This window comes from Streptomyces sp. NPDC001852, from assembly GCF_042891825.1.
Classification (GTDB): Bacteria; Actinomycetota; Actinomycetes; order Streptomycetales; family Streptomycetaceae; genus Streptomyces.
Window position 1 is genome coordinate 1 of sequence record NZ_JBIATN010000012.1, and the last position, 22599, is coordinate 22599.

General features: G+C 72.5%; 20 protein-coding genes. 11 read left to right on the top strand and 9 right to left on the bottom strand.

Going from position 1 to position 22599, the window contains the following annotated elements; translation table 11 throughout:
* Window positions 1-930 precede the first annotated feature (930 nt).
* On the bottom strand, window positions 931-1224 hold the full coding sequence (locus ACFYZB_RS21445) for a DUF1330 domain-containing protein (protein ID WP_351204387.1): 294 nt from the start codon (window positions 1222-1224) through the stop codon (window positions 931-933).
* Window positions 1225-1412: 188 nt separating this feature from the next.
* Between ACFYZB_RS21445 and ACFYZB_RS21450 the strand changes: the two genes are divergently transcribed.
* On the top strand, window positions 1413-2315 hold the full coding sequence (locus ACFYZB_RS21450; protein WP_388760861.1) for a LysR substrate-binding domain-containing protein: 903 nt from the start codon (window positions 1413-1415) through the stop codon (window positions 2313-2315).
* A gap of 92 nt (window positions 2316-2407) precedes the next feature.
* On the opposite strand, the gene ACFYZB_RS21455 is transcribed toward ACFYZB_RS21450, so the two are convergent.
* Both ACFYZB_RS21455 and ACFYZB_RS21460 read right to left on the bottom strand, forming a co-directional pair.
* Complete coding sequence (locus tag ACFYZB_RS21455) at window positions 2408-2890, bottom strand: GNAT family N-acetyltransferase (protein ID WP_388761441.1); 483 nt, start codon at window positions 2888-2890, stop codon at window positions 2408-2410.
* 290 nt (window positions 2891-3180) lie between these two features.
* A complete protein-coding gene (locus ACFYZB_RS21460; RefSeq protein WP_388760863.1) occupies window positions 3181-3741 on the bottom strand; it encodes a hypothetical protein in 561 nt (186 codons plus the stop codon).
* 460 nt (window positions 3742-4201) lie between these two features.
* On the opposite strand from ACFYZB_RS21460, the gene ACFYZB_RS21465 reads away from it, so the two are divergent.
* The 9 genes from ACFYZB_RS21465 (at window position 4202) to ACFYZB_RS21505 (ending at window position 11052) form a co-directional block, all read left to right on the top strand.
* Window positions 4202-4462, top strand: a complete 261-nt coding sequence (locus ACFYZB_RS21465; RefSeq protein ID WP_388760865.1) for a hypothetical protein — start codon at window positions 4202-4204, stop codon at window positions 4460-4462.
* Window positions 4463-4536: 74 nt separating this feature from the next.
* Window positions 4537-4851 carry a hypothetical protein gene (locus ACFYZB_RS21470; protein WP_388760868.1) on the top strand — a complete coding sequence of 105 codons (315 nt, stop codon included), beginning with the start codon at window positions 4537-4539 and terminating at the stop codon, window positions 4849-4851.
* Between the two features lie 175 nt (window positions 4852-5026).
* A complete protein-coding gene (locus tag ACFYZB_RS21475; protein WP_388760871.1) occupies window positions 5027-5239 on the top strand; it encodes a hypothetical protein in 213 nt (70 codons plus the stop codon).
* Between the two features lie 160 nt (window positions 5240-5399).
* Window positions 5400-5738, top strand: coding sequence for a MerR family transcriptional regulator (locus ACFYZB_RS21480; protein ID WP_388760874.1), 339 nt, complete (start codon window positions 5400-5402; stop codon window positions 5736-5738).
* 231 nt (window positions 5739-5969) lie between these two features.
* Window positions 5970-6176 (top strand): cold-shock protein, encoded by a 207-nt coding sequence (locus tag ACFYZB_RS21485; RefSeq protein WP_020943091.1) that lies wholly within the window; start codon window positions 5970-5972, stop codon window positions 6174-6176.
* 242 nt (window positions 6177-6418) lie between these two features.
* The gene (locus ACFYZB_RS21490; RefSeq protein ID WP_388760876.1) at window positions 6419-7933 is read left to right on the top strand and encodes a DEAD/DEAH box helicase; all 1515 of its coding nucleotides are present in this window, start codon (window positions 6419-6421) and stop codon (window positions 7931-7933) included.
* 79 nt (window positions 7934-8012) lie between these two features.
* Window positions 8013-8420 carry a hypothetical protein gene (locus ACFYZB_RS21495; protein WP_388760879.1) on the top strand — a complete coding sequence of 136 codons (408 nt, stop codon included), beginning with the start codon at window positions 8013-8015 and terminating at the stop codon, window positions 8418-8420.
* 67 nt (window positions 8421-8487) lie between these two features.
* On the top strand, window positions 8488-8775 hold the full coding sequence (locus tag ACFYZB_RS21500) for an SCO5918 family protein (RefSeq protein ID WP_388760881.1): 288 nt from the start codon (window positions 8488-8490) through the stop codon (window positions 8773-8775).
* 357 nt (window positions 8776-9132) lie between these two features.
* Complete coding sequence (locus ACFYZB_RS21505; protein WP_388760884.1) at window positions 9133-11052, top strand: SMI1/KNR4 family protein; 1920 nt, start codon at window positions 9133-9135, stop codon at window positions 11050-11052.
* A 126-nt stretch (window positions 11053-11178) separates the two neighbouring features.
* On the opposite strand, the gene ACFYZB_RS21510 is transcribed toward ACFYZB_RS21505, so the two are convergent.
* Complete coding sequence (locus tag ACFYZB_RS21510; protein ID WP_388760887.1) at window positions 11179-13806, bottom strand: MFS transporter; 2628 nt, start codon at window positions 13804-13806, stop codon at window positions 11179-11181.
* A gap of 209 nt (window positions 13807-14015) precedes the next feature.
* A complete protein-coding gene (locus ACFYZB_RS21515) occupies window positions 14016-14171 on the bottom strand; it encodes a hypothetical protein (protein WP_388760890.1) in 156 nt (51 codons plus the stop codon).
* A gap of 669 nt (window positions 14172-14840) precedes the next feature.
* On the opposite strand from ACFYZB_RS21515, the gene ACFYZB_RS21520 reads away from it, so the two are divergent.
* Window positions 14841-15347 carry a transglycosylase SLT domain-containing protein gene (locus tag ACFYZB_RS21520; RefSeq protein WP_388760892.1) on the top strand — a complete coding sequence of 169 codons (507 nt, stop codon included), beginning with the start codon at window positions 14841-14843 and terminating at the stop codon, window positions 15345-15347.
* A gap of 79 nt (window positions 15348-15426) precedes the next feature.
* Here the strand turns inward: ACFYZB_RS21520 and ACFYZB_RS21525 are convergent, their stop codons facing one another.
* The 4 genes from ACFYZB_RS21525 to ACFYZB_RS21540 form a co-directional block, all read right to left on the bottom strand.
* A complete protein-coding gene (locus tag ACFYZB_RS21525; RefSeq protein WP_388760895.1) occupies window positions 15427-17823 on the bottom strand; it encodes an SWIM zinc finger family protein in 2397 nt (798 codons plus the stop codon).
* Window positions 17820-20690: an SNF2-related protein gene (locus ACFYZB_RS21530; RefSeq protein WP_388760897.1), complete on the bottom strand. Its 2871-nt coding sequence runs from the start codon at window positions 20688-20690 to the stop codon at window positions 17820-17822. The genes ACFYZB_RS21525 and ACFYZB_RS21530 overlap by 4 nt, the downstream gene beginning before the upstream one ends.
* Before the next feature lie 97 nt (window positions 20691-20787).
* Window positions 20788-21372, bottom strand: a complete 585-nt coding sequence (locus ACFYZB_RS21535; protein WP_388760900.1) for a sugar kinase — start codon at window positions 21370-21372, stop codon at window positions 20788-20790.
* Complete coding sequence (locus ACFYZB_RS21540) at window positions 21369-22514, bottom strand: ROK family glucokinase (RefSeq protein ID WP_351204353.1); 1146 nt, start codon at window positions 22512-22514, stop codon at window positions 21369-21371. The genes ACFYZB_RS21535 and ACFYZB_RS21540 overlap by 4 nt, the downstream gene beginning before the upstream one ends.
* Window positions 22515-22599 lie beyond the last annotated feature (85 nt).

The following is a 22599-nucleotide window of genomic DNA, read 5'->3' on the forward strand; positions in this document are numbered from 1 at the left end:
GAAGCGAAGGCTGACGTGCGAGGACATCTTCGTGCCGGAACTCCTCGACACCTGAGTCGAGCGGCAACGGCGTTTCGGGCTCATCGATCCGAGAAGGCGAGACTAGCCGTCATCACGGCCACCTGCCGATTGGCCATGACCAGCACTTTCGCAACAGGCCCTGCGGTACCCCGATGGCGGTGGGCTGACGGCAGGCGTTGGCCTCAGGAAGTGCGGGGCCGGCGATGCGGCTGGCCGCCGTTGATCTGAACACGATCGAGACGAACCTCGACATGCTCGACGCCTCCGAGCACGGACCTTCCCCCCTTCCCCTCTTTGCCGGGGCGGAGCCGCCGGATGCGCCGTCGCTGCCACCCCTCGGACATGAGCCTGATGACCCGCCGCCTCACCCGCCGCAGGACCGTCCGGTCCACACGGCCGGCGCCTGCGGCGCCGACCGCCCAGGCGGCGTGATCAGCCCTCGCCGTCCCCGCCCCCGTCCGAGCCGTCGGCGCCGTCGCCGCGGCGAGGATCTGCCACGGCGCCAACCCGGTCCGCCGTTCCGGCTCCCGCGGGTCCAGCGCCCGTCCAGCCGCCTCGACCGCGCGGAAGTCTTGCCCGCCCACAGTTCTTCCTCGACGAACGGCCGCTGCCGGAAACGCTCGGCGACCTCGTCCATGCAGGTGGACGAGCAGACCATCACCATCCGCTTGCCGTCGTTCGCCGGGGCCGAGCTCATACACGCCGACGAGTCCGGGAACGCGCCGAGCAGTGGGTCATCGCCCTCGTACACGCTGCCCAGCTCCGTCATCCGGCCACAGCCGTCACACGACTCCAGGATCGGCCCGTCGTCCTCGTCCGCCGACGCGTGACGAACTGGGACGCGTGAGTCGTCGTTCAGCACCGTGTGCGTATCAGGTGACGGATGTTCAGCGATGGCTGGGCCCCCGGTCAGTCGATGCCTTCGATGATGCGGAAGTCGCGCTCGAAGCCGTCGGGGAGGGCCACCAGCGCCTTCTGGTACGCCTCGCTCTCGTATGCCGCGACGGCCTGTTCAAAGCTGTCGAACTCGATCAGAACGACGCGTTGCGTGGTTCCGGCCTCGTGGGCGACGACTCGACCGTCAAGGGACAGGGTCCGCCCGCCCGCAGCCCGGACAGCCGGACCCGCCAGCTTGTTGTAGGCAGTCAGCCTCTCGGGGTCGGAAATGGCGGGGTAGACACTGGCCCAGTAGCCCTTGGCCATGGAAGCCTCCTGTGCTCGGCCGGACACGTCCGACTTCGGATTGACACACAGATCGATCGATCCCGGCGACGGGCACTTCCGTCGGTTGAATCGACATATGCGCAGGCTAGGGCTTGATGCGCGGCCGAGGGAAAGACCGGTACGGGATAGACTCAGAACGGATCGTTATCAATCGGCAGGGAGGGCACGTGGCGCCGGATACGGTGAGCCTGCGGTACTTCCTGGTGCTGGCGCAGGAGTTGAACTTCACCCGCGCAGCCGCCCGGATCGGTATCGCACAGCCCGCACTCAGCGCCCGGATGCGCCGATTGGAGTCGGAACTCGGTACGGCCCTGCTGGTCCGCAACACGCGTAGCGTCGTATTGACCACGGCCGGTGCGGCTTTGGCCGAGTCCGCGCCGCCCGCGCTGGCGGCGCTGGACCGGGCATGGGAGACCGCCCGGAGCGCGGCGGCCGGTGAATCGGGCACGCTGCGCATCGGATACAGCCTCAGCACCGGGGCCGAGACGGCACCGGCCCTGGTGGACAGGCTGGTTCGCGGCAACAGCGGACTCGAGGTCGGCGCGGTCCCGATGGTGACACCGGAGATCTCCCCCGCGGTCGCCGACGGCCGCATCGATGCCGGGATCACCCGCGGTGAACAGCCGGGCCGTGGCGTGCGCCGGTTCCTGCTGCGGCGTCAGCGCGTCGGGGTCCAGCTGGCGCAGCACCATCCGCTGGCCGAACACCCGGAGATCGAGATAGCCGACGCGGCCGCGTATCCGCTGCGACTCCCGGACCGTACGGCCAACCCCGTGATCCACGATCAGCTGTCCGCACTGTTCCGAGACACCCGACCACACCCCCGATTCCACACGCCCGCAGTCTCTTTCGACATGTCTCAGCGCGACCTGCGCGACGGGGTCACCCTCGCCCCGGCCGGAGAAGCCGCGGTCACGGCACAACCGGCCGGTCTCACCTGGCGACCGCTGCGGGGCGCGCCCAGCCTGACGATCCACCTGGTCCTCCCGCGCGAGCAGTCGCCGCTACACCGCCGCATCCGTGCCGTCGCCAAAGCCCTGGCGCACGAGCTGCACTGGCTGCCGGACTGACGCGCAAGAGGTCAGCGAGACGGACGCCTGCGGTGGCGAGGCCGAAGACCTTGCGCCCGGTCGAGTGCCCTGCGAACCGGTACGCCGCGTCCCTAAGGAATGCGAAACTCGAATTCGGGACGGTCCCACAGGACGGCGGGCGGGTTCGCGAGCGCGGTGCCGATCCGCACCGCGCCGACGCGGTGGTAGAAGTCCTCGGCGGGAAGATGGGACACGACCCTGACACGGTCGAGCCCGGCGGCACGGGCCTCGGACTGCATGTGCGCGACGAGCAGCGACCCGATACCCCGCCCTTGCGCTTCGTCGGCGACGAACAGCAGATCGAGCTCCGGTGGAGCGAGGACGAGCGAGTAGAACCCGAGGACCCGGCCTCCATGGTCGTCGGCGCCGACGGCTACGAAGGTGCGGTGGGCCTCGATGTAATCGGGACCGACCCGGTAGCCCGCGACTGCGGCCGCGTACTTACCCTCGTAGGCGCCTGAGCCACGCACGAGCCGCGTGAGCCGCTTGGCATCCCGCGCGACAGCTCTCCGTATCGTGATCGGCTGACTGATCGCGGAAGTGCGTGAACCCATCGGGAGAGTATGTCGCACCGGGGGGCGCCATCCCGCGGTGGGTCGGCTGCTCGGCCAGGCGTGCTGTACACCGACGGCCTGATCGAGGCTCCGGGCAGCGACCTGGACAGCGGGCTCGGCCGACCGCGCCGCCATGCCCTCGCTCTCGCCCTCGCGCACGAAACGCTTGGCACCCTGTGCGACCGACTGTCCGTACGGATGCCACCCGGCGGCACCGACGGCATCGCCCTCCTCGCCCTGCGCCTGCCCGTGCGCCGGCCGGGGCGGGCGGTGATCGATGACGGCGCTGCTCACGTCCCCGCAGCCAGCACCAGCACACGGCACGAGCCGGGCGGTACGGCCGTGAGGGTGCCGTCTGCGGCACTGCGCCACCCCCAGGACCTCAACGTCTCGACGATCCCGGCGTCCCGGGCTTCCACCAACGTGACTCCGAGCGCGGCGCCGTGGTCGGCGAGCAGTCGCCGCTGCAGGCGCCGGGCGAGGTTCCAGGCGCGGTCCTGGTTCTCCCGGCGCACGCGGGACGGGACGACGATCCCGGAGACGACGAAGAGCCGCCCGGGGGCGACGCGGCGGAGCAGCCTCTCCCGAACGTGTCCGTCGAAGCCCGCCCAGCAGGTACCGGCGCCGCCCACGGGAAAGCCGTAGGCGTATCCGGTCAGGACCGTGGTCTCCGCGATCAGCAGCGAGAACCCCGGTCGCCGTGCCTCGGCCGTGAGGTGTCGCAGGAAGGCGGCACGCGCCTCGTTCCACGCCCAGGGGCCGCCGCCGGAAACCTCTGCGTACAGGTCACCCAGCTCCTGCAGGCGGTCCTCGACCTGGCCGCGCGTCAGCGGGCGGAGGCGTTCTCCCACGCGGGGCGATGATCCCCGTTCGCGCATCGGCCGACCCGGCCCGCGCGTGCGCGACGTGCCCGGTGCCGGCCGGGACGCGGGGAGGTTCGAGGTCGTCGGGAGGAGCATGTGCGCGCTCATGGGTGAACCCTGCCCCGGGCGCGGACCAGGGCCGACCCGGCGTCGCCGATCACCGAGAGCGGCACCGGTGTCGGAGCCGGTGCGCGGCATTCCCTCGGTGTCTCCACCGTACTCCCGGCCGGGCCCGCCACGGTGGCGCGGTGGCGGGCGGCGACTGCGACAGCCCGTTCCGGGGGAGCACCGGTCTTCCGCGAGGGTTCGGTCGTGGCACGCACGCTCCCTTGCCCGGCATACCCTTCAAAAGGGGGGTGGCCGTGGTGACGCGCCGCGGCCGCACCGTCGACGGGCGTCGGGCAGCGACCTCAGTCGTGGTTGCACCCTCGCCTGCCAGGAGGTCCGTATGAAGCACGAGCCCTTTCCCTCCGAAGGCCGCGCCGAGGTCCGCATCGTGGCTGCGACGCCAGAGGTCGCCCGGCGCGTCGCCGAAGTGCTCCGGCGCTGCTTCGCCTCGACCGAGCAGCGCAGCTATCCCGCGGGCCGCGCAGGAGGGACCCGGCTCCACATCACCCTCGACACCGCTCAAGCGGCGGAACCCGCACAGTCCTGGCTCACGACCAGCACCTCGACAGAGCAGACGCAGACACACTCCGACGAGGTGTGACCCGGATCCGAGCGGCCCGAGGATCCGCCGTCGCCTGCGTCCCCGCGCAGCCGTCGAACCGGAGAACGACAGCCATGACGAAACTCCGCGAACGCAAGAACAACCGGAAGGCGGTCCTGCGATCCCTGTACGGGGCCGTCGAGCGCAATCGCCCCGAGGTCAATGGATCGGCGCTGCGCGCCGAGCTGGCCCTGCCCGACGAGGACCTCTCCGCCGCGTGCGCCTATCTGACCGACGAGGGCCTTATCAGCGTGGACTGGACATCACACCACACACCCGCCACCGTCTCGCTGACGCACGCGGGCCTCTGTCTGATGGAGGAACTGGAGGAGGAAGCAGAGGAACAGGAGGATCGGAGCAAGCCGGAGGAGGTACAGCCGGACGACTGACCCGCCCTCTTCCCCTCGTCCAGAGGTAACCCGACCGCACCGAGAGCTTTTCGCGCAGCGCGACCGGCGGTGCCGTTCCCGGCGCGTGACGAAACGGGCAGTCGTCCGACGGCTCCCGGGACGGGACCGCATGATGGAACCCGGCGGAACACCGGCCGACGCGCACACGTATCGCATGCCCACGCCTCACCTGGCCCTCACCCCGGATGTCAGCCACGGCCCGCCGGACGGGGCCCGGTGGCCGCGCTGCGATGCGCCGGAGCTCGAACTTCCCTCGCTCGCCGGAGCACCGGCCCGGGTCGTGCCACCGGGGGCGACCGAGCGGGCCGTCGCATCACTGGTGTCCGCCGCCGGTCTGACAGCGGGACCGCGCAGCTCCGCGAGCTGAGCGCGGCGAGCGGGCAGGGAGGGGAATCTGTCGCGGCGAGCCCACATCTCCGTGCCTGCCGGAGTTAGGGTTGTCGCACGACGCGGATGATGCCGGACCCTTCGGAGACCAGCGCCAGGCACGACCGGGTCCCTCGCCGCGTCCCCGAAACGAAGGTGCCATGCCCGCTGAGAACGCCTCCGTCGCCGGCAACCTCGACGATGACGACTATCCCGCCTACACCATGGGGCGGGCGGCGGACGTTCTCGGCACCACCCCCTCCTTCCTCCGGGCCGTCGGTGAAGTCGGGCTGATCGTTCCTCTGCGTTCGGAAGGCGGCCACCGCCGTTATTCGCGCCGCCAGTTGCGCATCGCCGCCCGCGCCCGTGAGCTTGTCGACCAGGGCACCCCCGTGGAGGCCGCCTGCCGCATCGTCTCCCTGGAGGACCAACTCGACGACGCCCTGCGTCTGAACCGGGAAATACGCCGGAAACTGGACGAGCACGGCGCAGATACCTAGTCCCGCCACTACAGAAATACACCCCGGCGCGGGAGGATAATTACCGGACGCTCCCGAAAACGCATGACCGCCTCCAACCGGCCTGTGTTAACGTGGGAGCAGTTGCAGTTTTGATTGCCAGAGATTTATTTCTTTGCAGAGCTTTCCGGATCTTTCCGGAGGGGTGATCATCGCGGCGACTCGGCTTCGCAAAGTGCGGAGTCCGGCACTGCCCCCCAAGGGAGATTCAATATGGCATCTGGCACCGTGAAGTGGTTCAACGCGGAAAAGGGCTTCGGCTTCATCGAGCAGGAGGGCGGCGGCGCTGACGTGTTCGCCCACTACTCGAACATCATCAGCAACGGTGGCTTCCGCGAGCTTCAGGAAGGCCAGAAGGTGAGCTTCGACGTCACGCAGGGCCAGAAGGGCCCGCAGGCCGAGAACATCGTTCCCGCCTGACGCTGACGCGCATCGTCGCGAGCCAATGGTTCGCGCATCATGTGGCTGAGGCCCGTGCTCCTGGGGTACGGGCCCCAGCTCATCTATTTTCCCGTTTCCGGGTTTTCCGGACCGCCGGCCGTACCCGCTCCAGCGCCACGCGGCCCGGCTCTTTTTTTCTTCGGCTCATTCTTGCGAATCCTCGTGCGGTCATCGCCGCCGGACGGAATTCCTCGATACGCCGCATCGAGGAAGGTTCTTCCATGAACCGCACTCCCCGTCACACCGGCACCGCTTCCGGCAGCCGCTTCCGTACCCAGGGGACGGGCCGCCAGGGTCCCCGTCCAGGCACCGGACGAAAGACCGGCCAGGGCGCACGCTCCGCCCCGCGCCGACAGGAGTTCGCCCTGCCGGTCACCCTCACCGAGCCCCTGCCGGCGGTCGAGACGTTCACCGAACTGGACATGCCCGCAAGGCTGTTGGCCGCGCTCGGCGCCGAGGGCGTGACCGTGCCCTTCCCGATCCAGGCGGCCACACTGCCGAACGCACTGGCCGGCCGGCACGTCCTGGGCCGAGGTCGGACGGGCTCGGGCAAGACGCTCGCCTTCGGCCTGCCGGTCCTGGCTCGTCTGCACGGACAGCGGGCCCAGCCCCGGCAGCCGCTCGCCCTCGTCCTCGTCCCCACCCGGGAACTGGCCCAGCAGGTCACCGACGCGCTCACCCCCTACGCCCGCGCCCTACGGCTGCGGCTCGCCACCGTGGTGGGCGGCATGTCGATGGGCCGCCAGGCGAGTGCGCTGCGCGACGGCGCCGAGGTCGTCGTGGCGACGCCCGGCCGCCTCCGGGACCTCATCGAGCGGCGGGCCTGTCGGCTGGACCGGGTCGCCGTCACCGTGCTGGACGAGGCCGACCAGATGGCCGACATGGGTTTCATGCCGCAGGTGACCGCACTGCTCGACCAAGTCCCCGCGAGCGGCCAGCGGTTGCTGTTCTCGGCCACGCTGGACCGCAACATCGACCTCCTGGTACGCCGCTACCTCCACGACCCCGTGGTGCACTCGGTCGACCCGTCCGCGGGAGCCGTCACCACCATGGAGCACCACCTGCTGCACGTGCGCGACGCCGACAAGGACACCACCGCGACCGAGATCGCCGCCCGCGACGGACGCGTGCTGATGTTCCTGGACACCAAGCACGCGGTGGACCGGCTCACCAGGCACCTGCTGTCCGTCGGGGTACGAGCCTCGGCCCTGCACGGCGGCAAGTCCCAGTCGCAGCGCAACCGGACCCTCGCCCAGTTCAAGGACGGCCACGTCACGGTGCTGGTGGCCACCAACGTCGCCGCCCGCGGAATCCACGTCACGGGCCTCGACCTCGTCGTGAACGTAGACCCTCCCGGCGACCACAAGGACTACCTCCACCGCGGCGGTCGTACCGCACGCGCCGGCGAGTCCGGCACCGTCGTCACCCTCGTGCTTCCGCACCAGCGGCGAGCGGTGGACCGTCTGATGGGCGACGCCGGCATCGCCCCGCGCACCGCGCGGATCCGCCCTGGCGAGGCCGAACTGCAGCGCATCACCGGCGCTCGCACCCCCTCCGGCGTGCCCGTCGTCCTCGCCGCACCGGTCGAAGGACGACCCGGGGGCAGGGGATCCGCCGGCCGGCATCGCAGGAGCCGGGCCGCCGAGCGTGGGAGGAGCGGCCAGGGGGCCGGCCGTGGCGGAAGCGGCCGGGCCGCCGCCCGGGGCCGTCGGCCTGCACCGAGGAACAATCCATAGCTCGAGCCCGGGGAAGCGCTCCCTGCGGTCGGGACGAGCCGTCGCCCGTCCTGCCCGCCCCGACGAAGAGGAGAAGCCCTTGACGACGCATCCGCCCCGTACACGGCAGCTCGACAGCGCCGACGGCACCGGTCCGACCGCCCATGACGCCATGCATGCTCCCGGACCGCAGGTCGACGACCACATGGCGGTCGACGTGGCCCTGTCCGTGCTCATGGGTGCGCGTGTCCCGCATCTGCTCCTCCGGGACGAGGACGGCCGGTGCACGGGCCTGGTCACCCGGGCCCAGCTCACCGCACACCGCGGCGGCTCGTGGTACATCGACCGGACGCGGCTGCGGGACATCCCGCTCGACCGCGGACCGTTCACCTCGTCCACCTCCACACTCAGCGAGGCGGAGGCCGCCATGCGGGTCCGGACGCTGGACGTGTCCCCCGTGGTCGATGAATACGGCTACGCCCTGGGCGTACTCGCTCTCACGCCCTGACCCTCGTCCGGCCGCCGTCGAGCTGTCGGCTTCTCCGGTGTTCTTCCCGACCCCTATGGAGGCAGCCATGCGCTGTGTCATCGCCCGATTCCCCTTCGACCTGATCAAGAGTGAGGTCGAACAGTCCATGAGCGGCATCACGCCCGAGCCCGTCACCGGCGTGTCCGTGACCATCGGCCGCCGTGTGTACCCCGTGATGCAGGTCGGGGAAGTGATCACCAGGCAGAACCGCCGGGACTTCACCACGGGTGAGATCCGCCGGGCACTGACCCGACTCGGCTTCACCTGCCACGAAGCGCGCCCGGTCACGCCGGCCCGGGACGCGCGAGCCGACGAGGACGCGCTCGGCTGGTAGAACGCTCTCGAGATCAACGGCAGGTGACTCGACGTTCGCGGGTTGGAACGCTGAAGGATGTGGCACCCGGCTGGTGGCGGGCCGGACGCGCGAACCACGTCCCGTAGGGGCCAACGGTTCGGCAATGAGCCGTGAGGCCACACGAGTCTCACCTGCCCTCACGAGCGTCTCACCAACAGCGCGGACGTGCCTGGATCACAAGGACATGACCTGGTACCCAGTCAGGGACCCGGGACCAGTGCGGCAGCCTCTTCCGGCCCGTCACATCGGCATTGCAGGGTGTCCGGAATCGGCCCGATCCCATGGGCCGCGGCAGGCCGCGGGGCACTGTCAGTGGCGGGTGGCAGCATCGGACGCATGACGGACACCACGGCATTCGACTGGCGGTCCTTCCTGCTCAGGTGGAGCGGGGAGTGGGCGGATTCCCTGCCGGACGGCGAGACGCGGGGCGAGGACGACGAGGCCGCGCGGCGGGCGCGGTGGCTGGGGTTCCCGCCCGCGTCCGAGGAGCGGATCGCGGCGATGGAGGAGCGCCTCGGCCGTCGGATGCCCCCGTCGTACCGGGAGTTCCTCGAGGTCAGCGACGGGTGGCGGCACGCGGGCGGGTTCGTGTGGCTGCTGGCGGGGACCGGGGACGCGCACTGGCACGCCAACGAGTCGGAACTCGCGGACATGTTCGAGGAGTACCTGGACGAGGACTCCGGGCCCGAGGAGCGGCGCGAGGCGGACCTCTGGCGGCGCGGGCTGCAGCTCGACGTAGAGTCCGACGCCACCTACGTCCTGCTGGATCCCGAGGACGTGGACGAGGACGGTGAGTGGGCCGTCTACACGTGGGCGGGCTGGCGGGCCGAGCCACCCGAGCGGCACGCGAACTTCCGGGAGTTCATGCGGGACATGCACCGGCAGTTCCACAGCCTGCGGGCGCATCGGAGCGACGGGGAGCCGGAGTTCGTCAACGACACCACGCGGCAGCTGGACGCCCTGGTGGAGGAGGCCCGGCTGGAGGCGCTGCGCGGCGGCTGGGAACGGGCCGGGAAGGCGCTGGACGAGGCCAAGGAGTACGGCAGACCGCGGGCCGCCGGGCTGGGCGACCAGATACGCCGCCTGCTGGGACAGACCTACACGGTGTACTTCGACGGACTGGTGACGGACCCGCAGTACGCGCCCGAGCTGCTGCCGCCGCTGGTCGCCGAGCACGCGGCGCACTCGTACCGGGACGACTCCACGCTGACGTTCCATCTGCGGGGCGCCGACGACGACCTGGTGGCACTGGCCTACGCGACACTGGACCAGGTGCGGAACGGCACGTACCGGTACACGGCGGCCGGACCGTTCGGGCACGCGGTGGAGCGGGCGCGGGAGCTGGCGCGTTGGGGAGACACCGACCGGGCATGGCGGACGCTGATGAACGCCCTGCCCCGGTGGGAGCCGCTGGGGCCGGACCACCTGGCGCCGCTGGGGTGGGTGGCCGACCCGGTACTCGGGCCGCTGCTGACCCCGGAGCGCGGCCGGGAGCTGCTGTCCACTCCAAGGGGCGGGCAGGTGTCCGCTGCCAGGGGCGGGCAGGCGAGTGGGCCGCCGGGTCCGACGGCCGGGCTCGACCCGGACGACCTCGCGTGGCTCGCGGAGCCGGACGAGGGCGGCAACCGCACCTCCTATCGGTTCGTCCTGGTGGAGGGGGTCGAGCCGGAGGACGTGCCCGGACGTCTCGCGGACGGGGACGGCGCCGTGCTGAACGACCCCATGACCCTCTGGGAGGCGCGCCGGACGTCGCGGCGCGACCAGCGGGAGTTCTCGTCCTACGACGACAGGGCTCTCATGGCGGTCGGCCGGGCCGGCACCGGTTGGAGCTTCGCCTTCGACGGCGACCCCGCCCCGTTCGACCGGCAACGGTTCGTCTCCCCGGCCGCGGCCGCCAGCGCCGGCACGCGCGCGGTGGTCGTGTGGAGCGGCCTGCGGACATGGCGGGGAGAGCCGTTCTTCCACCTCTCGGTGGCACAGGATGGTGTCGAGCAGTACGCATTCACGTACGCGGACGGAGAGATCCGGAAATCCGGGGAGATACCGCGGGCGCTGGATCCACGCCGGTTCTTCGGCGGCCCGGAGGACGGTGCCGAGGCGGAACGAAGGTTGCTGGAAGCGGTGACCGGGGAGTTCGGTGCCTGTCTGCCGCGTCACGCGATCGTGAACGGGCGGCTGCACACGTTCGCCACCCGTTCCTGGACCCGGCCGCCGAGGGACGGCGAGACGTACATGGTGATCCGCGTGCATCGCTAGAGACCGGCCGGGCCGCCGCGGTCCCGCCCTCGGTGTTCGTCACGAACGGGCCACCGAGGGCGAGCGGTTCACGCAACGGCGTACCGCCGCAGACCCTCACGCGGCCCGTTCGCGCATCAGGGAGGGCTACCGGGGCTCGTCCTCGTGCGACAGCTCGAGGTCGAAGTCGGTGGCCCCACTGGCGTCCAGGCGCACCGACGCGGCGACCGGGGCGTAGCCGCTGGCGATGACGGTGTACTCGCCCCTGTCGAGGTCGGTGAACCCGTAGGCGCCGTCGGAGCCGGTGATCGTGGTGCCGACCACGTTCCCGGCCGAGTCCAGCAGGGTGACCTTGGCATCGTCGAGCGGTCGGCCGGTCGCGGTGCTGACGACACCGTGGAGCCGGGCGCCGGGTTCGAGGCGGATCTCGCAGGCCTCCGCGGAACCCGGGGTGACGTCGACCGGGAGGGCGGCCGGACGGTGTCCGGGCGCGTTCACGACGAGCGTGTAGCTGCCGGGGACGAGATCGGCGAGCTCGAAGCCGCCGTCGTCAGCCGAGGTTGCGGAGGACACGACCTCGCCGCGCACGTCGGTGGCGACCAGCAGGGCTCCCGGCAGGGGGCGCCCCTCCACGGCGTCCCGGACCGTCCCGGTGAGGGCGACGGTACCGCTCAGCGCGAGGTCGCAGAAGACCGGCTCCTCGCCGACGAGCACCGTGACGGCCTGCGGCTGCCGGGCACCGGCGGCGCCGATCAGCACATAGGTGCCGGGGCCGGTGACGGACATCGCGTAGGCCCCGTCCGCGCCGCTGACGGCGCGGCCGAGCTGCCGCCCGTTCACGTCGATCAAGGTGATCACGGCCTGCGCCACCGGCGCGCCCGCGCCGTCCAGCACCCGGCCCTGGACGCCGTACGACGGGGCGCCGGGAACGGGTTCGAACCGATCGGCCGGCGCGGCGACGGGCTGCGTCCCCGCGGGGTCGGCCTGGGCAGGGGTGCTCTCCGTGGCGGTCGGCTCGGCGGCCGTGGGCGCGGCGGGCCCGGCGGCCATGGCCGCGGCCGGCTCCGGCGCGGGGCCGGCGTTCTCCTCGGCGGCCTGTGCCTCCAGTCCGGAGACCTTGCGCAGCGGCACCTCCTTGGTCCACACCGCGACCAGGAAGCCCAGGACCATCACGGCCGCGGCGATGAGGAACACCAGCTGCATCGAGTCGGTGAAGCCCTCCTTGAACGGCTGGGCCAGGCGCGGGTCGAGGCGCTGGATGAACGAGGAGTCGTCGAGCACGCCCGAGCCGCTGCCACCGCTCGCCCCGGGGTGCTTGAACATCTCGAGCACCGGCGCGTTCGCGGGGTTGTGGCGTACGGCGGGGTCGTGCAGCGCGGCCTGGAACGCGGGCGTCTCGTACGCGGCCCGGAAGGCCGAGCCGATCTTGTCGCCGACGGTGCTGAACAGCACGGACAGGAAGACCGCGGTGCCGGCGGTGCCGCCCATCTGGCGGAAGAAGGTGGCCGATGCGGTCGCCACGCCCATGTCCTTGGGCTCGACGGCGTTCTGCACGGCCAGGGTCAGGATCTGCATGCATCCGCTGAGGCCGATGCCGAACAGCGCCATGTAGGCCATCGTCTCCGGCAGCGCCGTGTTCCACTGCACCCGGTAGTGGAACAGCAGCATCGCCGCGATGATCAGCAGGGTGCCGATGACCGGGAAGACCTTGTACTTGCCGGTCTTCTGGATGATGCGGCCGACCACGATCGTCCCGGCGATCATCCCGACCATCAGCGGCAGCATCAGCAGACCGGACCTGGTGGGGCTGACGCCCTTCACGATCTGCAGGTACAGCGGGACCATCATCATCCCGCCGAACATGCCCATGCCGACGAGCACGGACAGCAGGCTCATCTTGCTGAACACCGCGCTGCGGAACAGCCTCATCGGGATCAGGGCCTCCTCGCCCATGACCCGCTCGACGAGGACCCACACCACCAGGCCGACCGCGCCGACGCCGTAGCAGACGCAGGCCTTCGTGGAGGTCCAGCCCCAGCTCTGGCCCTGCTCGGCCACGAGCAGCAGCGGCACCACGCCGATCGCGATGGTGAGCGCGCCCCACCAGTCGATGCGGTGCTCGCGCCGGGTGTGCGGGAGGTTCAGCACCTTGGCGACGACGAACAGGGCGACGATGCCGACCGGCACGTTGACCAGGAAGACCCAGCGCCAGCCGGCGATGGACAGGATGCTGCTCCGGCCCGCGAGGAAACCGCCGATCAGCGGGCCGAGCACGCTGGAGGAGCCGAACATGGCGAGCATGTAGCCCTGGTAACGGGCCCGCTCGCGGGGCGGCACGATGTCACCGATGATCGCCAGCGCCAGCGACATCAGACCGCCCGCGCCGATGCCCTGGAAGGCCCGGAAGGCGGACAGCTCGGTCATCGAGGTGGCGAACGAGCAGGCCGCCGAGCCCGCGATGAAGATGGTGATGGCCGCAAGGAAGAAGGGTTTGCGGCCGTAGAGGTCGGACAGCTTGCCGTACAGCGGCGTGCTGATGGTGGAGGTGATCAGGTACGCGGTGGTGACCCACGCCTGCGCGCTGAGTCCGTGCAGATCGTCGGCGATCGTGCGGATCGAGGTGCTGACGATGGTCTGGTCGAGCGCCGCGAGGAACATCCCCAGCATCAGGCCGCTGAGGATGGTCATGATCTGCCGGTGCGTCAGCCTGCCGGCCGGTGCCGACGCGGGTATCGCTCCGGTGTCCCCACGGGCCGGGGATGCGGACGTGGTCATGCGTGCGGATCTCCTTGCCTTGCCCCGCCGCCCGGGCCCAGCCCGGCTCCGAGGCCTGTGTACGTGAGGTCGACCAGGTCGTCGAGCCGCCGCGGCGGACGCGCGGGACGGCCGTCACTCACGGTCCGTTGCTTGCGGCTACCAACTGAGTGTAGATCCCGCCGGGGGCCGGTCGTGTCACATGGGTCCCCGCTCACCGGAACGGGTCGTCACGGCATGGCCGGCCATCCGATCCCGCCCGCCGACGCGCCGCACAGGCCGGCGATGAGTGCCACCACACAGGCGCGGATCCCGGCCGACCGCCCTCCCGTCGGGGCCACCCCGACCAGGCAGCAGTGGCCGCCGGCGTAGTGCTGGACCGGCATGAACGTCCCAGCCCTGCGGGAGTCGCCGAGGGAGGCGAAGGAGGTCCACCACGTGGTGATCGTCGGAGCGGAAGACGCCGTAGCAGTCGGTGTGGCGCTGTTTGCCGGTGCCCGTGGTGGAACAGGACGTCATGTCCAGCAGCCCGGGGGTGCCGGACATGCGTGCACAGCGCCATCGCGATGCGTCCCGGCACCGTCTTCGGCATGCCGTCGCCCCTCGCCCCGTACCACTGGCCCACCACACCGGACCCGCACGGATGCCGCCGCTCGCCCGGGACCCGGTCCGATGCCTCCCTCGCCGGAGCCGCGTTCACCCCTCGCCAGTCGGCGCTGAACCCCTGGCAGCGGGGTCGTGGGTGTGATGCCACCCATAGGAGCCAGATCACATCCTAGCCGCGGTCGTAGACCCCACACCCGCCTGAACTGCACAGACGTTTTTATAGTGACCCATATCGGACATTCCTCCGTAGATGGGTAGTACGTCACATCATTGCGCCGCGCTCGCCCCGCCGATAAACATTGCTGTCGTCGCCGGGAACCACCGGCCGGACCGAGCGGGACTCCGCCGGATCCGCCCGCTCCCGACGGCAGCACGGGGCTCCGCCCCACGCCACCGCGACCGACAGCGGCCGGCATCGACCACGTCCTCCCCTGGAGAGTTACTTCCGTATGACCATGAGCACCCGCACCCGCATCGCCCGCCTGCGCACCCTCGCCCTCACTGGCATCACCACCACCGGCGCCGCGGCCGTCGCCCTCACTCTGATGCCCGCGAACGCACAGGCCGCCGAAGCGAAGGTGCCGGCCCACTCGGTGGTCACGGCCTCCTCGAAGGGCAGCAGCGTCGGCAAGTCCACCGGCAACCTCGACGCCTGGATCAAGCAGTCCCTGCAGATCATGAAGGCCAAGGGCATCCCCGGCAGCTACGAGGGCCTCAAGCGCAACATCATGCGCGAGTCCGGCGGCAACCCCAGCGCCCAGAACAACTGGGACGTGAACGCCAAGCAGGGCACCCCCTCCAAGGGCCTGCTCCAGGTCATCGACCCGACCTTCAACGCCTACCACGTCGCCGGTACCGCTAAGAGCGTCACCGACCCGGTGGCCAACATCACCGCGGCCGCCAACTACGCGGCCCACCGCTACGGCTCGATCGACAACGTGCACTCCGCGTACTGAGCCGACGCACCCCAGCACCACAAGGCCGGTGCCGGCAGCGACAACCGCTGCCGGCACCGGCCTTCGCGCGTGGCGGCGGTCAGGCTTCGTCCGGTGTGCCGAGGCCGGTCAGCGCGCCGACCGGGTCCAGGTCGGGCGTGCCACGGGGCCACCAGTCCTCCTGGCCCGGCTCCGACTCGTAGGCGTACCACAGGCCGTCGCGGCCGAGGCGGAGCTGGACATGGCCGCGCGGATGGGTGAGGCGGTTGCGCCAGGGGCGGAACGCCGGGAGGTCGGCGGCCAGCAGCAGCGGGCGGGCCCGGTCGAAGCGGCCGGCCGGCGGGTCCCAGGACTCCTCCAGGACGGCCAGCCCGGCGGCGGCGCCCTGGCGCCAGGCGGCGACGGCCCGCGCGAGGTCGGCCGGGGTGCGGCCGGCCGCCGCGGCGAGCGTGGCGTAGAGGGTGCGGGTGGTGGCCGTGAGGCCGGAGCCGGGGCGGGCGGCGGCCAGGCGCACCGCGTCCTGCCACAGCGTCAGCTCGCCCACCGGGTCGCGTCCGGTGCCGAGCAGCGCGTGGGCGCGGGCGGCGGCGTCGGTCGCGAGCTGGTCCAGCGCGAAGGGGTCCGGGCCGCCGGGCGCCGCCGGATAGACCGGGGGCTGCTCGGGGTGCGGGGGCGGCGGCAACGGCGGCGGCAACGCCGGGAGTTCGCGCGGGGCGAGGACGTCGGCGGCGCGTACGCCCGGCAGGGTCTGTGGCTGCCGCTCCTGGGCGGCGCGGGCCGCGCGGGCGGCACTGCGCCGGGACAGGGCGTCGAGCAGGCTCCGCTCGCCGCGGCCGCGCAGCAGGAGCAGTACGAACGGGTCGGCGTCGAGCAGCCGTGCCGTCTGGTAGCAGAGCGCGGCCGCGTGTTTGCAGGGGTGCCCGGAGTCGGGGCAGCTGCAGCGCGGCACGAGGTCGCCGGGGCCGGGCAGCAGGGGGACCCCGCAGTCGGCGAGGGACTGGGGCAGTTCCTTGTCGAGCAGCGCGGCGATGTGCCCCGGCCGGTCGGCGGCCGCGTCCAGGAACGACGCCCAGTCCGCGTCCTCCAGCGTGCGGATCCGTACCTGCACCCGGTACGGGCGGGGCCGGCTGCCACGGACGTACGCCAGCACGAGTCCCGGTGTCACGGTGATCGCGTCGACGTGCCCCTGGTCGGCGTAACCACGGCCCCGCGCCACCCTCTTGGGGTCCAGCGCGCCCTGCTCCAGCGCCGCGACCCAGGCGTTGCCCCACCAGGTCGCCGCGAACGGCGCTCCCTCGGCACCGGCCTCCCGGTGCGCGAACGGCGGGAAGGTGCGGCGGAGTTCGGTGTCGCGGTGGGGGGTGGCCATGGTGGCGGGCGCGTGGGGGGCCGCGACCGCGGGGGCGGATCGGCGGGGGGTGGCGTCCTGTGGGGTGGCGGGGGTGGATGAGGCGGGGGGCGTGCGCGGAGACGCCGGCTCGTCCGGCGGGGTATCCCCCGTGGAACCCGACCCGGCGTCCCGCGCGGAGCCCGGCTCGGCGGAGGTGTGGAACGGGTCGGCGAAGGGGGCGGGCTGCGGTGTGCGCGGGGGCGGGGGCGCAGGGGTGGTGGCGGGGCGCGGCGCTGTGGTGTCGGTGGTGCCGGTGTCGTCAGCGGTGCCGACGGTGTCCGTGCCCGCTGTCTCCTCCTCCGGGGTGTCCGACCATGCGGGCATCCGGAAGGCGTTGGCCAGGTAGTGGCGCATCTCCTGGGCGGCCTTGATGCGGGCGGCCCGGGAGTCCGGTCCGGGGGCGGTCGCGGGGCGCGGCGCCGTCGCGGCGGAGCCACCGGTCGCGCGCGGCCCGCGTCGGGTGCGGGGGTCCGTCGACCGGTTGCCGCGTGTGGTGGCCTCGTCCGTCTCGGCCTCGGCGCGCAGCGCCTCCCGGCGGGCGGACCGGAGGGCCTGCCTGGCCAGGTCTGCGGGGCGCCCCGCAGGGCGTTCCGGGCGGGCGGGTCCGGGTACCTCCGGGGCGCCCGCGCCTGCGGAGCGCGCCGTGGCACGGACTCCCCCTCCGTCGGCGGACTGCTCCGCAGCCCCTGTCGTGCCGCTGTCACCGGATGCGGGCGAGTCACCCGTCTCGCCCTGCGTACCGTCCCTGCCGGACCGGGCGGGCGCGGCCGACATGGCCGACCGGAGGGCGGCCCGCGCGACGTCCCCCGGCCTCGGCTCAGGGGTGCCGGACGGGCCGACCGCACGCCCGGACGCCGCCTTCGCGGGCCCCGGCTCCGCGGCGCCGGGCCGGTCGACCGCGTGCCCGGACGCCGCCTGGTCCTCCGCGGTCTCCCCCCGCCCTGCTTCCGTCCGCTCGGGCCCGGCCTGTGCGGACCCGTCGCGCGCGGACCGAGCGTGTTCCGACCCGGACTGGCCGGACCCGGGCCGTCCGGTCTCGGCCCGCTGTCGCGCCTCCCGCAGGGCCCGGCGGGCGGCGTCGCCGGGACGCTGTTCCCCGTCCGTCACGACGGCCTCCGCAGCGAGACGAGGTCGGACAGCTCGCGGTCGGTCAGTTCGGTGAGGGCCGCCTCCCCGGAGCCCAGGACGGCGTCGGCCAGGGCACGCTTGGCGGTGAGCATCTCGGCGATGCGATCCTCGACGGTGCCCTCGGTGACGAGGCGGTGCACCTGCACCGGCTGGGTCTGGCCGATGCGGTACGCGCGGTCGGTTGCCTGTTCCTCGACCGCCGGGTTCCACCAGCGGTCGAAGTGGACGACATGGCCCGCGCGGGTGAGGTTCAGGCCGGTGCCGGCGGCCTTCAGGGAGAGCACCAGGACCGGGGTCTCCCCGCTCTGGAAGCGGTCGACCATGCGCTCGCGCTCCGGGACCGGGGTGCCGCCGTGCAGCAGGTCCACGGGGATCGCGCGGGCGGACAGGTGCGCGGCGACGAGGCGCGCCATGCCGACGTACTGGGTGAAGACGAGCGCCGAGCCGTCCTCGGCGAGAACGGTGTCCAACAGCTCGTCCAGCAGGGCGAGTTTGCCGGAGCGGGCCACGAGCCGGTCGGCGTGCGTCTCCTCCTTCAGGTACAGCGCCGGGTGGTCGCAGATCTGCTTGAGGGCGCCGAGCAGCTTGAGAACCAGGCCCCGGCGGGCGATGCCCTCGGCGGTCTCGATGGCCAGCATCGACTCGCGCACCACCGCCTCGTACAGCGCGGCCTGCTCGCGGGTGAGCGGCACCGGGTGGTCCGTCTCGGTCTTGGGGGGCAGCTCGGGGACGATGCCGGGGTCGGACTTCTTGCGGCGCAGCAGGAACGGCCGTACCAGGCGGGCCAGGCGCTCGACCGCCTCCTGGTCCTCGCCGTTCTCCACCGCGCGGGCGTGCCGGGCGCGGAAGGACTTCAGGGGGCCGAGGAGTCCGGGGGTGGTCCAGTCGAGCAGGGCCCACAGTTCGGAGAGGTTGTTCTCCACGGGGGTGCCGGTCAGCGCCACGCGTGCGGGGGCCGGGATGGTGCGCAGCGCCTTCGCGGTGGCCGAGTAGGGGTTCTTCACATGCTGGGCCTCATCGGCGACGACCATGCCCCAGGTCTGTTCGGCCAGGCGGGCCGCGGTGGAGCGCATGGTGCCGTAGGTGGTGAGGACGAACCCGCCGTCCACGTCGTCCAGGGTGCGGTCGGGGCCGTGGAAGCGGCGGACGGGCACGCCCGGTGCGAACCGGGTGATCTCCCGCTGCCAGTTGCCCAGGAGGGAGGCGGGGCACACCACCAGGGTCGGCTCGGTGCGGGCGCGCTTCAGGTGCAGGGCGATGAGCGTGATCGTCTTGCCCAGACCCATGTCGTCGGCGAGGCAGCCGCCGAGGCCGAGGGAGGTCATGAGGTCGAGCCAGGCGAGACCCCGCAGTTGGTAGTCGCGGAGGGTGGCGGCGAGGCCGGCCGGCGGGTCGGCGGGGCGCAGGCCCGCGGTGAGGCGGTCGCGGAGTGCGGCCAGCGCGCCGGCCGGGACGGCCTCTACGGTCTCGCCGTCGACGTCGGCGGTGCCGGTGAGCGCGACGGACAGCGCGTCGACCGGGTCGAGCAGGCCCAGTTCGCGCTTGCGGGCCTTGCGGACGAGGGCGGGGTCGACCAGCACCCAGCGGTCCCGCAGCCGTACGACGGGGCGGTGGGCCTCGGCCAGGGCGTCCATCTCGGCCTCGCTGAGCGGATCCCCGCCGAGGGCCAACTGCCAGCGGAACCGGAGCAGTTCCTCGCTCTCGAAGAAGCCGGTGCCGTCGGTCGCCGAGCCGGGTGCCGGGCGGAGCACCGCGGCGGCCGTGAGATCGCGGGCGAGGTCCCGGGGCCAGTGCACGGCGACGCCGGCGGCGGCCAGCCGGGAGGCCGCCACGCCGAGCAGCTCGCCCAGCTCCTCCTCGGACAGGGCGAGCACATCGGGCACGTCCTGTCCGCAGAGCCGGTCCAGCGGCGGCCACACGCGGGCCGCGCGCCGCACGGCGAGCGCGGCGTCGACGCGCGCGCGGGGCCCGAACGCCGCGTCGGCCTCCCCCGCCCACAGGGCCGCCGCGTCGGCCACCAGGGTGGGGTCGGCGAGGCTGTGCACCTGCACGACGGCCGCTCCCGCGTTCCTCAGGCCGGTCATCTGCGGGGCGCCCTCGGCCCGGTCCCCCTCACCGGCGTCGAAGACCTCGTACGCGGACAGGTCCAGGCGGAGCGAGATCCGTACGCCCGCGTCCATGCCGGCGGCGACCTCGGCCGCCCACTCATGGGCCTGCCGCGGCAGCGCCACGGGCTCGCGGGCGGCGAAGGGCCGGCCGGAGGCGTAGGGGGCGGCCGGGGTGCGCGGCAGGGTGTCGGCGACCGCGTCCAGGAAGGAGCGGATCAGGGCCTCCGGTTCGGGCAGCCGGAGCGGGCCCGGGTCCGGCAGCGGCACGGCGTGGCCCTCCGGGGGCAGGGCCGCGGCGACCGCGCGCAGGTGGGCGATGTCGGCGGGCTCCAGCGGGCCGGCCCGCCAGGCGTCGTGGCCGGCCGGGGTCAGGCCCGGCAGCAGCCGGCCGCGGGCGACCAGCCGCAGCGCGTGCAGCGCGGCGGCACCCCAGCAGGCCGTGGCCGGATGCGCGGCCGGGTCGCGGCGGGCCCGGACCAGCACCGGCAGGGCCTCGGCGAGCGGGAGGGTCAGCGCGGGCACCTTCCGGCGGCGCACACCGGCACCGTGCCGTCGTACGACCGTGAGCTCGGCGGTGTCGCCCTCGACGGACCCGCCGTCGGGGTCCCAGAAGGCGATGCGGCCCTCGCGCGGGAGGGGTGCCGGAAGGTACACGGACGCCAGTCGCACCAGCACCCGGTCCCCGGCCTGCCCGGAACCTGCCGTGCGCTCGGCCACCGCGACCGTGCCTGCGCTCATACGTTCTGCCACCTCCCGCCCGTGCGTCGGATCAGACGTCTTCGACTCTACGGGCGGGGTCTGACAATCGGCCCCGGGACCGGCCGGTGCCGGGCGGTTACGGGACGGTGCGGGAGACGACGTAGACCACGGGGTTCTGCGGGTCGGACATGTTCACGACGACATCCTGGGTCGGCGCCGGGTTCTTCTGCTCGTGGGTCAGTCCCCACCAGGTACCCGGGCCGGTGAAGCGCCAGCCGCTGACCCTCTGGTCACGGGCGCCGATGGCGATGTCGTCCTTCTTCAGCTCGTCCCGGCGTGCGCCCATGCTCTGCAGGAAGCTGTCCAGGCCTGCGGCGTTGGTGCGGAACTGCACGTAGAGGCGGCTGGTCTTCCAGTTGTTCGTCTCGTAGGAGGCGATGGGGTCGGCCGGGTGCGGGACGGCCACCTGGTAGAGGCGGCGCTGCACCTTCGACGGCGAGCCCGGGGTCAGGCCCGTCGCCGAGTACTTGGCCTCCTTGTCCTTGCCACTGTTGCGGCTCTGGTTGGCGGAGATCACGAGGTAGCCGGCCGGGACGCCGATCAGCAGCCCGATGATCAGCAGGGTGAGCGCGCGGCGCCTGGCCTTGTGCCGGGGGTCCTCGGCGGGGCGGCGGCGCGGCTCGTCCGGCGGGGCGGCCTGGCGGGGCAGTGCCGCGGTCATGCGGTGTCCCGGTCGCGTCGGGCCTGTGCGTACCGCTCGTAGCGCTCGAACCGCTCCACCCGTCGGCGCTTGGCCCGGCGGAAGCGGCGGGCGACCAGCCGGGCCAGGTCGGCGGCGCCCACCATGCCGGCCTCGGGGCCGAGCTGGGCGCGGGTGATGCGGGCCTCGGGGCGGTAGCCGCGGCCGGTGAGGTGGCGCTTGAAGGCGTCCCGGGCCGGGCCGATGAGCAGGTCGTCGGCGGCCGAGACACCGCCGCCGATGACGAAGCAGGACGGGTCGAGGGCGGCGGCGAGGTTGGCGATGCCGACGCCGAGCCACTGGCCGATGTCCTGGAGCAGCTCGATGCACATCGCGTCGCCCTCGCGGGCCAGCTCGGTGATCATCGGGCCGGTGATGTCGCCGATCTGGCCCTTGACGTGCTCGATGATGCCGTAGGCCACCGGGGAGTCGGCCGCGGCCAGCTCCTTGGCCTCGCGGACCAGCGCGTTGCCGGAGCTGTACTGCTCCCAGCAGCCGCGGTTGCCGCACGGGCAGCGGTGGCCGCCGGGTACGACCTGCATATGGCCGAACTCGCCGGCCACGCCGTACTTGCCGCGCTTGACCTGGCCGTCCTCCAGGATGGCGCCGCCGATGCCGGTGCCGAGCGTGATCATGACCAGGTGGTCCTCGCCGCGCCCCGCGCCGAAGCGCCACTCCGCCCAGGCGGCGGTGTTGGCGTCGTTGTCGACGAGGACCGGCACGGAGAGGCGACCGCTCAGACGGTCGCGCAGCGGTTCGTTGCGCCAGGACAGGTGGGGGGCGAACAGGACGCGGTTGCGGTCGGCGTCGACCCAGCCGGCCGCGCCGATCCCGACCGCGTGCACGTCGTGCCGGTCGGACAGGTCCAGGACCAGTTCGACGATGGTGTCCTCGACGACCTTGGGGCTCTTGGACTTGTCCGGGGTCTCCGCGCGGAGCTTCTCCAGGATGTTGCCGTCGGCGTCCACGACGCCCGCCATGACCTTGGTGCCGCCGATGTCGATCCCCACCGTCGGCACACGGGGTGCGGTCAGGTGGGAGCGGCGTTCCCTGGTGCCGACCGTACGGAGCACGGGGGCCCGGCGGGAGCCGATGGGGGCGGTGAGGTCGCGGTAGGTGCTCATCGTTCGTCGATTCTGCCTCACCGCGGGTAGGGGTCGCGTACGGGTCAGGAGAGGTTCGCTTCTCGCGCCGGGGCGGCGGAGCCGC

Bases quoted from the DNA above. Each gene is read 5' to 3' on its own strand.
- ACFYZB_RS21445 (WP_351204387.1), bottom strand. From the start codon at position 1,224: ATGGCCAAGGGCTACTGGGCCAGTGTCTACCCCGCCATTTCCGACCCC.
- ACFYZB_RS21455 (WP_388761441.1), bottom strand. From the start codon at position 2,890: ATGGGTTCACGCACTTCCGCGATCAGTCAGCCGATCACGATACGGAGA.
- ACFYZB_RS21465 (WP_388760865.1), top strand. From the start codon at position 4,202: ATGAAGCACGAGCCCTTTCCCTCCGAAGGCCGCGCCGAGGTCCGCATC.
- ACFYZB_RS21470 (WP_388760868.1), top strand. From the start codon at position 4,537: ATGACGAAACTCCGCGAACGCAAGAACAACCGGAAGGCGGTCCTGCGA.
- ACFYZB_RS21475 (WP_388760871.1), top strand. From the start codon at position 5,027: ATGCCCACGCCTCACCTGGCCCTCACCCCGGATGTCAGCCACGGCCCG.
- ACFYZB_RS21480 (WP_388760874.1), top strand. From the start codon at position 5,400: ATGCCCGCTGAGAACGCCTCCGTCGCCGGCAACCTCGACGATGACGAC.
- ACFYZB_RS21485 (WP_020943091.1), top strand. From the start codon at position 5,970: ATGGCATCTGGCACCGTGAAGTGGTTCAACGCGGAAAAGGGCTTCGGC.
- ACFYZB_RS21490 (WP_388760876.1), top strand. From the start codon at position 6,419: ATGAACCGCACTCCCCGTCACACCGGCACCGCTTCCGGCAGCCGCTTC.
- ACFYZB_RS21500 (WP_388760881.1), top strand. From the start codon at position 8,488: ATGCGCTGTGTCATCGCCCGATTCCCCTTCGACCTGATCAAGAGTGAG.
- ACFYZB_RS21505 (WP_388760884.1), top strand. From the start codon at position 9,133: ATGACGGACACCACGGCATTCGACTGGCGGTCCTTCCTGCTCAGGTGG.
- ACFYZB_RS21510 (WP_388760887.1), bottom strand. From the start codon at position 13,806: ATGACCACGTCCGCATCCCCGGCCCGTGGGGACACCGGAGCGATACCC.
- ACFYZB_RS21515 (WP_388760890.1), bottom strand. From the start codon at position 14,171: ATGCCGGTCCAGCACTACGCCGGCGGCCACTGCTGCCTGGTCGGGGTG.
- ACFYZB_RS21520 (WP_388760892.1), top strand. From the start codon at position 14,841: ATGACCATGAGCACCCGCACCCGCATCGCCCGCCTGCGCACCCTCGCC.
- ACFYZB_RS21530 (WP_388760897.1), bottom strand. From the start codon at position 20,690: ATGAGCGCAGGCACGGTCGCGGTGGCCGAGCGCACGGCAGGTTCCGGG.
- ACFYZB_RS21535 (WP_388760900.1), bottom strand. From the start codon at position 21,372: ATGACCGCGGCACTGCCCCGCCAGGCCGCCCCGCCGGACGAGCCGCGC.
- ACFYZB_RS21540 (WP_351204353.1), bottom strand. From the start codon at position 22,514: ATGAGCACCTACCGCGACCTCACCGCCCCCATCGGCTCCCGCCGGGCC.